Genomic DNA, 12,312 nt, shown 5'->3' with positions numbered 1-12,312 from the left:
TGAAAAGATAAAATGAAACTTTCATTAACGGCGTTCTTACCGCTACCAAAGCATAATAAAAGCTTCGGAATGCAACTATACCATATAAGGTAAAAAGATAATAGCACCAATTATGACAGCTATAACAGTAAATAATAGCACTGCACCAGCAGCAACATCCTTTGCAATTTTCGCAAATGGTTTAAAATCCGTTGTTACTAAATCAACTGTTTTTTCAACCGCCGTATTGACCATTTCCAAACTCATTACAATTCCAATTGTAATGAGTAATATGAGCCACTCTATTATCGTTACATGGAAATAAAAGCCGCAGCATATAACAATAACTGCGGCCAAAAAATGAATTTTCATATTTCGTTCGTGACGAAGACAAAAGTATATACCAGCTATAGCATATCCAAAACTCTTTATAAGTTTTCTTTTTCTCATCTACCTAATCCAAACGCCTCTAAAATTTCCTTTTGCTTTCCAAACATCTCTTTTTCATCTTCATCTGTCATATGATCATAACCAAGTAAATGCAGGAATCCATGTAACGCTAAAAATCCTAGTTCACGGTCAAAGGAATGCCCATATTCTTCAGCCTGTTCTTTCGCTCTTGGAATGGAAATAATAAGATCTCCTAACATACGTGGCATTTCTACCCCAACAATCTCCATCTCGCCTTCTCTCATATCTTCCATCGCAAAAGAAATAACATCTGTTGGTTGATCTTTATCACGATAATCACGATTAATTTCTTGAATACGTTCATTATCAACAAATGTAACAGAAAGCTCCGTTCCGTCTTCTACACTCTCTATTCGCGCAGCTTGCTCTAGCAAATCACGAATCATATTCACATATTCCTCTTTTACTTCTTCTGTTTCGTCAAAAAAATCTATTAATAAACTCATTCTGTCACCTTTTCTTCCGGTGGTTCCGGATATTTAATACGAGAATGGAAAATACCATTTAACGTTTCACATAAAGTTTTCCCAACAATTTGTAATTCTTTAAATGTTAAATTACATTCACTAAATTGTCCGTCCTGCAAACGATCTTTTATTATACTTTGTACTAAATTATTAATTTGATCGGGTGTTGGATGATTCATAGAACGCACTGCCGCTTCGACACTATCCGCAATCCCAACAATTGCAGACTCTTTTGATGTCGCTTTTGATCCTGGATAACGGAACATGTCTTCTGTATATTTCTCTTTATCTTCTTTAATTGCTTTATAGTAAAAATATTTAAGTAATGTCGTTCCATGATGTTGTCCAGCAATATCAATAATTTCTTGGGGAATATGATGTTCCTCTAACATCTTTACTCCATTTGTCACATGCGCAATAATAATGTCTCTGCTCGTTTCAGGATCTAATTTATCATGCGGGTTTTCAATCCCCATTTGGTTTTCTATAAAGAAGTGAGGCTGCAGTGTTTTCCCTATATCATGATAATACGCACCTACACGCGCTAAAACTCCATTTGCTCCAACAGCCTCACAAGCCGCCTCAGAAAGGTTGGCAACCATAACACTGTGATGATACGTTCCTGGCGCTTCTAGTAAAATTTTGCGAAGAAGCGGATGATTTGGGCTAGAGAGTTCCATAAGCTTCATACTTGATACAATTCCAAGCCCACTTTCTAAATACGGTAAAATTCCCATCGCTAAAACGGAAGAGATAATACCAGAGGCTGCCGCCATTAATAGTTGCGAGCCAATTTCAAGCGGTGAAAAATTCCCATTACGTAAAAGTAATAACGCAGCTAATAGAACTACATTTAAAACAGAAACAAGTATCCCCGCTTGCAAAATCATCGTTCGTCGATTTTTCTCTTTCAAAAAGATACTAACCGATAACGAGCTTAATAAAACATAAATACCTACACTATAATTTAGTGTACTTGTTACACCCTCATTAAACATGATACTCCCACATACGGAGAAAATTATACTTGTTATAAAAACAAAACGATCACCAATCATTAGCTTTACCAATATCGTTCCCATCGCAACTGGAACAACATACGCGATTCCTGCGTATTCCAATTTTTGAAACAAACTAATAATCTTCATCAAAACAACTGTAATTGCTACAATTGTTGTATACGCTAAAACATATGGTTTTTCTTCTCTTTTTAACTTTAAAAACGATTCAAATTGTTTATGCATAAAGAATAAGAGTATACCAATAACAATTGCTAATCCTACAAATGGCTGGAATGTATTTCCTTGCTCAAGAAGCCCCACTAATTTCAACTGATCGTATACTTCTCTTGTAATCGTGTCGCCTTCCTTCACAAGAATTTGTCCTTGAAGAATGTACACAGGCGCAACTGCATCTTCTGCTAACTTCTTCCGATCTTTGGTAGCAGTTGAATCATAGAAATAATTGGCTTCAATTGCATATTTCCCAAGCGCATTAAGCGCTTCTTTTAAATCGCTATTTACGTTAACATTGCGTATGTCATTGACGAATCGCTCTCTCGCATCATTTTCTTCATTCATTTTAATGTGTGTACTCATAATATTATTAATCGCTGTTACCATAGCATCTCTTGCCAACGTCAATTGATCTGGTTCAGCATTTACAAGCTGCAATAGCACGGAATCTGATAAACTTTTTGTTAAATCCGTAGGCAACTTCTTTTTTACTTTTTCCAATCGTTCTGCAGCCGAAATCTTTTTCTGTTCATCAGGACCGGCAGCCTTCGTCTCATTTTCCACTTCTTCTATCGCATCAAAGACAGAGTTTACAATATCCACTTTATTTTGCTTATATTCACTTCGATATGTATATTGATCTTCAACCTTTTGGGCAGCTTCTCTCTTCTTTTTATCCGTCGTTACTTTATCTTCGATTTTGATAGGAGAGTGGATTGTTTGTTTCGAAATAGATAGCATTTTAACATCTAGTTGCTCTGGTTTCACATTGTTCATTAGTGCAAAAAACAGTACCGCGCCTAATAAAATATAAGAAATCCAGCTTAGTTTTTTCGAATGTTGTATGTTACGAAACCACCTAGAAATTTCTTGAGATCTTGACATGATTTCAATACCTTCTCCTCTCCAGACATAAAGTGAAACTTTAAACAGCAGGAGTATTCTTTACCCCCACAAATTATTAATCTTTACCAATTCTTTTATGAACAGGTCTCTAAATTCGATTACCTACTTGTCCACCCTTTAATGATAGTAAAAAATAGGCTATTCGCCAACCCCTTCATCTATCCTTATCATACAAAAAGAAATGATCCTTACAAATAGGATCATTCCATTTTATCATATGCCTCGATAATCCGCTGCACAAGTGGATGTCTTACAACGTCAGATTGATCTAATGTAACAAACGAAAGCCCTGATACACCTGATAAAACATGTGCAGCAACTGAAAGTCCTGATTTTACACCCTTCGGCAAGTCAACTTGCGATGGATCACCTGTAACAACCATTTTCGAACTAAAACCGAGGCGAGTTAAAAACATTTTAATTTGAGCACCCGTTGTATTTTGGGCCTCATCTAAAATAACGAAAGAATCATCCAGCGTTCGCCCTCTCATATATGCAAGAGGTGCAATTTCAATCGTTCCCCTCTCCATCATACGCTGCGTATATTCTTGCCCAAGAATATCATGAAGCGCATCGTATAAAGGGCGTAAATAAGGATCTACTTTCTCTTTTAAATCCCCCGGTAAAAACCCTAAACTTTCTCCTGCTTCTACAGCTGGCCTTGTTAAAATAATCTTTTTTACATACCCTTGTTTTAAGGCTCGCACAGCCATTACCACCGCTAAATACGTCTTTCCTGTACCTGCAGGCCCTATTCCAAACACAATATCGTTCTTCTTTAGCGCATGAATATACTGCCTTTGGCCCATTGTCTTCACACGAATTGATTTACCTTTTGCTGTTTTAAAAATTTCCTCTTCATATAGCTCTTCAAATTGAGCTATTTTTCCTTGATGACCAAGCTGAATTGCATATGTAACATCTCGTTCAGAGATTGATACACCTTTGCGAATAACAGCAAGTAATTGCTGTAAGATTTTTTCTACGAGCGCTACAGCCTCATCCGTTCCAGATACACGAACAGCTTCTCCCCTAGTTACAATTGATACACCAAGTTCTCTTTCAATTACTTTTAAATGAGCATCATTTACTCCAAAAAGAGCAATTGCTTCGTTGTGATTTTCCAATTGTTGGTTCATTTCTACTAATTGTTCTGCCATTACTCAGTCTCCTTGAATATCGGATTCAGATATTGGTTGTGGTTCTGCAATATTTTCAATCACTGTATAATGTAATGTGACTTTTAGATGCCCCACCTCAACCTCTTTACGCAAAATCTCATCACTTACAATCATAGCATGTTCATCCAATTTTTTCTTTAGTTCTTTTTCAGCCATTTCTTTTGCAACCTTCATTGCTTGCTTTTCTGTATATTCACGATTCGCCTCTTCTTCTTCTCGGACGATTTCTTTTTCATAAGCAATTGGTAATGTAAATCCAAACAATTTCACATCATGCTTCACACTTTCAGTACGAGAGCGTTTATATTTATCATGTTGAAATCCCCATATTTTTATTTTAACACTTCCAAATCGCAGAAAATGTTCATTGTAAGAATTTCCCGTGTATACTTGAAATCGAGTGTTTAACGGAACGTTCACCTCAGATTTATACCATGTTTCTCCATATACAATTCCTTTAGCAGAAACAATCGTTGGATTATCTTCCTTTCCAAACATCCCCGACACAAGAAGTTGTCCCTTTTGCACATAATCGTTTTTCATTACAACCGGCTTCCCAGTTTCCACAAATGTTTGTTTTATTATCGCTTCTTTTTTCGCAATTAAATTTTGTGGTTTTCGCTCTTGCTCTTTCTCAGGCTCATTTTTTTCAACAATTTTAAAACGGTATGTTGTCCCCTTTATTTCCAAACCAGCCCACGTAATTGCATTAATATTATCTGTTAAATGTCGCTGAACATCCTCGACACTCGGCATTTGAAATTGCAGCCTTCCTTTTTTAATCCCCATTTTGTCCAATTCTTTCATCAAAATATATTCCGTTTCTGGTTTCGCTCCTGTAATCTCAATTTTCCAAACCATATTGGATAAAGCAATCATACCGAAAAAAAAGATAAGAAATCCAATTAGAAAGCCACTGTTTTTGAGCAAACGCTTATTCCAAAACGGAAAACCGAAACGGCCAATAAAATATAGCTTGCATTCATTTTTTCGATAGATTGGTCTTAACCGCTTCACATCGCGAAGCAACATACAAAATACTAATGTATCTTCTGTAATCTTTTTAACATCCCATACAAGCAAATTTCTGCGGACACACTCATTAATAAAGCGTTCCACTCCTCTACCTTCGATTCGAACTTTCACATACCCAACCCACCGTGTAAACCATTGATTTTTCATCGTCCGCCCCACTACCTTTCTCAAAAAGCACAGGTGTTACGTCACTATTCTAATCAGTGCTTTCCTCACCTTTTATCCTACAAATAGCTCGTACGAAACGAAATAAGAAGAAAACTTCACTTATGGAAGTTTCACTTCATGTTTCTTTTTTCTCATTTTCTAAAAATGTTACTTGTTCAATGATTCCTTCAAGTAAAAGTTCTTCTGGAAGAATTGTTTTAATAACAAATGATTGCCCTTTAATTAATAATTGACCATGTTTTAATAACAACCGTACCTCTTTATCTGTAAATACTAATAACCCTCGATGATTTTCTATATAAATATGTACTTGCCCGACAAGGGTAATACGAGGTAGATCCATTAGTACATCCACTGGAAGGTCTATCTGCTTTGTTAGCCAATTTTTCATTTGTAACAATTTCTTCATCTCCAAGACCCCCTCTCATCCCATATGTATGAAAAAAGAGCTTGTAATATCACGTCCAAACAGAAAAAAGCATAAAAAAGCGTCTCATTTTCCATGAGACGCTTTTTTATGCTAATAGCTGTGCAACCAGCTTATTCACTTGTGATCCGTCTGCTTTACCTTTTACTTTCGGCATAACAGCACTCATCACCTTACCCATATCCGCTTTAGAAGCAGCACCAACATCAGCAATCACTTGCTTAATTACGTTCGCAAGCTCTTCCTCTGTTAATTGCTCCGGCAAATACGTGTTTAAAATCTGAATTTCTCTTTGCAGTTTATCAACAAGGTCATCACGACCAGCTTTTTTAAATTCAAGGAGGGAGTCCTTATGCTGTTTTACTTCACGAGCTAAAACTGTTAATTCCTCTTCTTCAGTAAGAGTATGTTGCAGTTTAATACCTTCATTTTGCAAAGCAGCCTTAACCATACGAATGACGGTTAATTTTTCTTTTTGTTTATTCTTCATCGCTTGTTTCATATCATCGTTTAAACGACCGAGAAGACTCATAACTTACACCCTCTCTTAGAATTTACGCTTTCTTGCCGCTTCAGATTTCTTCTTACGTTTTACACTTGGTTTTTCATAAAACTCGCGCTTTCTTGCTTCAGCAAGTGTACCAGTTTTAGAAACCGATCTTTTAAAACGGCGAAGTGCATCCTCCAAAGACTCGTTTTTACGAACGACTGTTTTTGACATTCTCTTTCCCTCCCTCCGAAACATCACACTTACATACTAACTTCAGCATGCAAAAAGAAACACTTCTTCAGCATGTCTTTTACGATTATAATACATTTTATCACTTCAGGTCAACTATTTGACAGAATAAAAGAAGAGTAGATACCCTAGTTCTACAATTCTGATTGTGAATTATAACTGTTGTATATTATATATACGGATTAAAAGACTAATATAAAACCATTCCTTTTAAGTAAAAGAGAGGATCTGCTTATGAATAAAAGCGGACTTTTTTAGCCCTACATGCCATGTAAAAACAGAAGGAGAAAATAAGCCGAAGTCTCCTTCTGCTCTTGTCTATATCTAGCCCCAGCGACTAGAACAATCGGTCGTTTCACTCTTTCTTACGAGGCAAAAAGCACCTTGTAGGAAAGAGTTCCAACGTCCTCATGTTCTAAACGAGTCGCTTCCGCTTTTATGTTATCCAGTTCCAGTGCCCAGACCCTCGCGTCAAAGAACCTTCCGCACAAGAAAGAACCTTTGCCATTCGGGTCTAAACAGGGCACTTCCACTTTTATATCAATAATCAGTTGTTGCTGTTTTTCCACTTACTAGTGCTACGCCTGCACTTGTACCAATACGCGTTGCTCCTGCTTCTACCATTGCATCCATGTCTTGTCCGTTACGCACTCCACCTGAAGCTTTTACACCGATTTTTGGTCCAACTGTTTTTCTCATTAATGCTACATCTTCTACTGTTGCCCCACCTGTTGAAAAGCCAGTTGATGTTTTTACGAAGTCTACACCTGCTTTTACAGACAACTCACAAGCACGAATCTTTTCCTCTTCTGTTAGTAGGCATGTTTCAATAATAATTTTCACAAGCGCTTTTCCTTTTGCAGCTTCAACAACTGCACGAACATCACGCTCTACCAATTCGTCGTTTTTATCTTTTAATGCACCGATGTTAATTACCATATCCACTTCTGTTGCACCTTTTGCAATCGCATCCTGTGTTTCAAATGCTTTTGTTTCTGGTGTATTTGCCCCAAGCGGGAATCCGATTACTGTACAAACTTTTACATCTGTACCCTTTAATAATTCAGCTGCTGTTTCAACCCAAGTAGGATTTACACAGACAGAAGCAAAGTCATGTTTTTTTGCTTCTTCACATAATGTAACAATCGCTTCTTTTTTTGTATCCGGTTTTAATAATGTGTGGTCAATTAATTTTGCATAGTTCATTTTTCATATGCCCCTTTCTTCACTACACGGTTGTCTGACAACCATAACGGTTAGCATTATAGCATGAAATATTTCAACTTCCTATCTTAACTTCTCCAGCAAAGAAAAAAAGCATGCAAACCCTTTTCGTTTACATGCTTTCCTATTACGTTACGCGCTTGCTGATTCTTTCTTCACATCGTCTTCAAGAACACGAACAAATTGCGCTTCGTTATATGGGTATCCAGCTTTTGTAATTTTCACTTTGACTAGTTTACCAATTAATTCTTCAGATCCTTCAAATACAACTTTTAAGTAGTTATCTGTATAACCTACATATAGCCCTTCACGATCGCCGTCTTTGAAAGGTTCTTCTGGAATAATTTCAAGAACTTCTCCTTCAAATTGAGAAGCATATTCTTTCGCTAATTGATTTGATAATTCAATTAAACGGTGTACACGATCATTTTTTACTTCTTCAGGAATTTGATCCTCCATACGAGCTGCAGGTGTACCTGTTCGTTTTGAATAAGGGAAAACGTGCAGTTCAGAGAAACGGTTTTCTTTAATGAAATTGTATGTTTCCATAAATTCTTCTTCCGTTTCACCCGGGAAACCAACAATTACGTCTGATGTAATCGCAAGACCTGGCAATGCCTCTTTCAAACGATCTAAACGCTCTTGGAAAAATTCCATCGTATATTTACGGCGCATACGTTTTAATACAGTGTTAGATCCTGATTGCAACGGAATGTGCAAGTGACGCACAACTACTTCAGATTTATCTAATACTTCAATTACTTCGTCTGAAATTTGACTCGCTTCAATCGAAGAAATACGAAGGCGTTTCAAACCACTTACTTCTGCTTCCATATCACGAAGTAACCCAGCTAAATTGTAGTCTTTTATGTCTTCTCCATACCCACCTGTATGAATACCTGTTAAAACAATTTCTTTATATCCTGCATCAACTAATTGTTGCGCTTGATGGATAACTTCTTTTCCATCACGAGAGCGCATCAAACCACGTGCCCAAGGAATAATACAGAATGTACAAAAGTTATTGCAACCTTCTTGTATTTTTAAAGATGCACGTGTGCGATCAGTGAAATAAGGTACATCTAATTCTTCATATACACGTGTTTTCATAATGTTACGAACAGCATTAATCGGCTGACGTTCTTTACGGAACTCTTCGATATACCCTAGCATTTTCTCACGATCTTGCGTACCAACAACAATATCCACACCTGGGATTGCCATGATTTCTGCTGGAGATGTTTGTGCGTAACATCCCGTTACACAGATAACAGCGTCTGGATTTTGACGTACAGCACGTCTGATAACTTGACGGCTTTTTTTATCTCCAGTATTTGTTACTGTACATGTATTGATTACATACACATCAGCTTTCTTTTCATATTCAGTTCTTTCATAGCCACCTTGTTTAAACAATTGCCAAATTGCTTCTGTCTCATAGTGGTTTACTTTACAACCTAACGTATGGAACGCAACAGTTGCCATTGATCATCACCCCATCAATTCAAAATGATAAGAAGCAGCACTTAATGCATATAGCGGTGCCGTTTCTGTTCTTAAAATCCTTGGTCCTAAACTACATGGTAAAAATTTATATTCTCGAAGTGCGGAAATTTCATCTTCAGACAATCCACCTTCCGGGCCAAATACAATCAATAGTTTTTGGCCGTGTTCAAGTGTCGTTAAAGCCTTCGCAAAATTAGCTTTTTCACCTTGCTTTGCTTCCTCTTCATACGCCACAAGACAAACATCATAATCACTGCTCATCGCAAGCAATTGTTTAAATGATGCTGGAGCATGTACATCCGGAATTTCACTTCTATGCGATTGTTCCGCCGCTTCTTTCACAATTTTTTTCAAACGCTCAACTTTTTTATCTGCTTTTTTCGCATCCCATTTAACGATAGAACGAGATGCTTGAAATGGTAAAAACGCAGCTGCCCCAAGCTCAGTTCCTTTTTGAAAAATCAACTCAAGCTTGTCTCCTTTCGGCAGTCCACTTGCAATCGTCACAAACACTGGCAGTTCGCTTGACGCCTCTACCCATTCTACAATAGTACTATCCACAAATTCACTGGTAATTTCATCAATTGTACACATTGCTGTTTTCCCGTTAACACAACAATAAATGTGATCACCAGCTGACATGCGCATCACTCTTGCGATATGGTGTACATCATCACCTACAATACGAATACTTGCATCATTTACATACTTCTCTTCTACAAAATAACGTTGCATCTCATCACCTTAGCAAGGTTTCGTTCCTTTCGTAAGTCCATACTTACGAAAAGAACGAAACGTTATCATTTTAATATAACAAACGGCAAGTCCCTCACCTTTATAGCGAGAGACTCCTACGTTCATTATAAACATAAATTATATATTACGCATTTCGTGCAATGATTGCTACCCAATCTTCCATTTTTAACACTTCTTCAATTGTAAATCCAGCTTTTTCTAGAGCTTCAGAAATCGTTTTTTCTTTTGCTGCAATAATACCAGATGTAATAAATAGTCCACCCTGTTTTACAACTCGCGCCGCATCTTCAGGGAATAAAAGGATTATTTCCGCAAGTAAATTTGCTACAATCAAATCTACCGGACCTTCAATACCTTCTAACAAACTATTTTGTCCTACAGATACAACATCGTCCGTTTTATTTAAACGAACATTTATCTCTGCACTTTCAACTGCAACTGGATCTAGGTCGTATGCCTGAACAGATGCTGCACCTAATTTAGCTGCAGCAATACTTAATACACCAGAACCTGTTCCAACATCAATGACTGTATTACCTGGCTGAACCGTTTTTTCTAACGCACGGATGCACATCGTTGTTGTTGGATGCGTCCCTGTACCAAACGCCATACCTGGATCTAACTCAATAATTTTTTCATTTGGAGAAGCAGGTGTATATTCTTCCCATGTTGGCACAATTGTGAATGTATCAGAAATTTGAACTGGATGATAATATTTTTTCCAAGCAGTCGCCCAATCTTCCTCATCGACTTCATTAATCGTAATATTTCCTGTACCAATTTCGATGTCGAAAGATGGAAGTACATCAATAGATGATTTTACACTTGCAACCGTTTCATGTAAAGAATCCGTTTGCGGGAAGTATGCTTTTATTAACACGCCATCCTCTGGATATTCAGCTGGATTGAGCGCATAAATTTCACCATATTGTTGCTCCCGCTCTTTTGTTAACTCTGCCGGGTCTTCAATGGCTACACCACTAGCACCTGCTTCGTGTAAAATATGAGAGACAGCTTCTACAGCTTCCTCTGTTGTATGAATACTAATTTCTGACCATTTCACAATTTACCAACTCCATTTTTTATTTCCATTATTCCCCTTTGAAAGCTCGTTTAAGCTTTCCGAATAAGCTATCATCTTGATCTTCTTGTCCTGCAAATTCACGCAATAATTCTTTTTGATGCGATGTTAGTTTCGTCGGTACAACAACACGAACGACTACGTATTGATCACCTTGACCATATCCGCGTACATTTGGAGCTCCTTTTCCTTTTAAACGGAATTCCGTTCCAGTTTGTGTCCCTGCTGGAATTTTTAGTTTTACTTTCCCATGAACAGTTGGAACTTCTACTTCAGCACCAAGTGCGACTTGCGCAAATGTTAATGGCATTTCACAAATAATATGATCCCCATCACGCTCAAAGAATTCATGATTTCTTACATGAACAACAACATATAAGTCCCCAGCCGGGCCACCATTCACACCCGCTTCGCCTTTACCAGACACACGAATTTGTTGACCATTATCAATACCTGCTGGAATTTTAACGTTGATTTTTTTGCGCTTACGTACTTTTCCGGAGCCATGACATGTTGTACATTTCTCTTTAATCATTTGGCCTGTTCCTGAACAATGTTTACATGCTTGACGATTTACAATACGACCAAATGGTGTATTTTGTTCTACACTCACTTGACCTGTTCCTGAACAATGTTTACATGTTTCTTTTGAAGTTCCTGGTTTCGCTCCACTGCCATGACATGTATCACAAGGGTCTTCTACTGGAATTTCAACATTTAATTCCTTACCAAAAATCGCCTCTTCAAAGTCTAAAGTAACTTGATATTGCAAGTCAGCACCTTGGCGTGGCGCATTTGGATCACGGCGTCTACCGCCACCTCCGCCAAAGAATGAGCTAAAGATGTCTTCAAATCCGAATCCACCACCAAAGTCTCCACCGCCGAAACCGCCAAAACCTTGATTTGGATCCGCATGACCAAACTGATCGTACTGCGCACGTTTTTGATCATCACTTAATACTTCATATGCTTCTTGTACTTCTTTAAACTTTTCAATTGCATTTTCTTCTTTACTTACGTCTGGATGGTACTTTTTAGCCAAACGACGATACGCTTTTTTAATTTCATCTTTAGAAGCGCCTTTGCTAAGTCCAAGCACCTCATAATAGTCTCGTTTATTCATAAATTTGTAACCCC

The 12,312-nt window shown here is 37.5% G+C and carries 13 protein-coding genes; all 13 read right to left on the bottom strand.

Going from position 1 to position 12,312, the window contains the following annotated elements:
- Positions 1-75: 75 nt before the first annotated feature.
- The 13 genes from CN373_RS17055 to dnaJ all read right to left on the bottom strand — a co-directional run bounded on the left by CN373_RS17055 (position 76) and on the right by dnaJ (position 12,298).
- The gene (locus CN373_RS17055) at positions 76-429 is read right to left on the bottom strand and encodes a diacylglycerol kinase family protein (RefSeq protein ID WP_098359773.1); all 354 of its coding nucleotides are present in this window, start codon (positions 427-429) and stop codon (positions 76-78) included.
- A complete protein-coding gene (gene ybeY / locus CN373_RS17050) occupies positions 426-896 on the bottom strand; it encodes an rRNA maturation RNase YbeY (protein WP_098359772.1) in 471 nt (156 codons plus the stop codon). Before ybeY ends, CN373_RS17055 begins: the two co-directional genes overlap by 4 nt.
- On the bottom strand, positions 893-3,037 hold the full coding sequence (locus tag CN373_RS17045; protein WP_000091518.1) for an HD family phosphohydrolase: 2,145 nt from the start codon (positions 3,035-3,037) through the stop codon (positions 893-895). The genes ybeY and CN373_RS17045 overlap by 4 nt, the downstream gene beginning before the upstream one ends.
- A gap of 221 nt (positions 3,038-3,258) precedes the next feature.
- Positions 3,259-4,218 (bottom strand): PhoH family protein, encoded by a 960-nt coding sequence (locus tag CN373_RS17040; RefSeq protein WP_000840502.1) that lies wholly within the window; start codon positions 4,216-4,218, stop codon positions 3,259-3,261.
- Between the two features lie 3 nt (positions 4,219-4,221).
- Positions 4,222-5,421, bottom strand: a complete 1,200-nt coding sequence (gene yqfD / locus CN373_RS17035; RefSeq protein ID WP_000795989.1) for a sporulation protein YqfD — start codon at positions 5,419-5,421, stop codon at positions 4,222-4,224.
- 136 nt (positions 5,422-5,557) lie between these two features.
- Positions 5,558-5,851, bottom strand: coding sequence for a sporulation protein YqfC (gene yqfC, locus CN373_RS17030; RefSeq protein WP_002057789.1), 294 nt, complete (start codon positions 5,849-5,851; stop codon positions 5,558-5,560).
- A 106-nt stretch (positions 5,852-5,957) separates the two neighbouring features.
- Positions 5,958-6,401 (bottom strand): GatB/YqeY domain-containing protein, encoded by a 444-nt coding sequence (locus CN373_RS17025; protein ID WP_000054564.1) that lies wholly within the window; start codon positions 6,399-6,401, stop codon positions 5,958-5,960.
- 15 nt (positions 6,402-6,416) lie between these two features.
- Positions 6,417-6,590 (bottom strand): 30S ribosomal protein S21, encoded by a 174-nt coding sequence (gene rpsU / locus CN373_RS17020; RefSeq protein ID WP_000048061.1) that lies wholly within the window; start codon positions 6,588-6,590, stop codon positions 6,417-6,419.
- 558 nt (positions 6,591-7,148) lie between these two features.
- Positions 7,149-7,814 (bottom strand): deoxyribose-phosphate aldolase, encoded by a 666-nt coding sequence (gene deoC, locus CN373_RS17010; protein ID WP_001104932.1) that lies wholly within the window; start codon positions 7,812-7,814, stop codon positions 7,149-7,151.
- Between the two features lie 150 nt (positions 7,815-7,964).
- Complete coding sequence (mtaB, locus tag CN373_RS17005) at positions 7,965-9,317, bottom strand: tRNA (N(6)-L-threonylcarbamoyladenosine(37)-C(2))-methylthiotransferase MtaB (RefSeq protein WP_000246644.1); 1,353 nt, start codon at positions 9,315-9,317, stop codon at positions 7,965-7,967.
- Positions 9,318-9,323: 6 nt separating this feature from the next.
- Positions 9,324-10,073 (bottom strand): 16S rRNA (uracil(1498)-N(3))-methyltransferase, encoded by a 750-nt coding sequence (locus tag CN373_RS17000; protein WP_001190149.1) that lies wholly within the window; start codon positions 10,071-10,073, stop codon positions 9,324-9,326.
- Between the two features lie 145 nt (positions 10,074-10,218).
- Positions 10,219-11,157, bottom strand: a complete 939-nt coding sequence (gene prmA, locus CN373_RS16995) for a 50S ribosomal protein L11 methyltransferase (protein WP_000872094.1) — start codon at positions 11,155-11,157, stop codon at positions 10,219-10,221.
- Between the two features lie 28 nt (positions 11,158-11,185).
- Positions 11,186-12,298 (bottom strand): chaperone protein DnaJ, encoded by a 1,113-nt coding sequence (dnaJ, locus tag CN373_RS16990; protein ID WP_001042031.1) that lies wholly within the window; start codon positions 12,296-12,298, stop codon positions 11,186-11,188.
- Between the last annotated feature and the right edge of the window lie 14 nt (positions 12,299-12,312).

Source organism: Bacillus cereus, from assembly GCF_002561295.1.
GTDB classification, from domain to species: domain Bacteria; phylum Bacillota; class Bacilli; order Bacillales; family Bacillaceae_G; genus Bacillus_A; species Bacillus_A cereus_S.
This window is presented reverse-complemented; position numbering and strand designations above follow the sequence as displayed.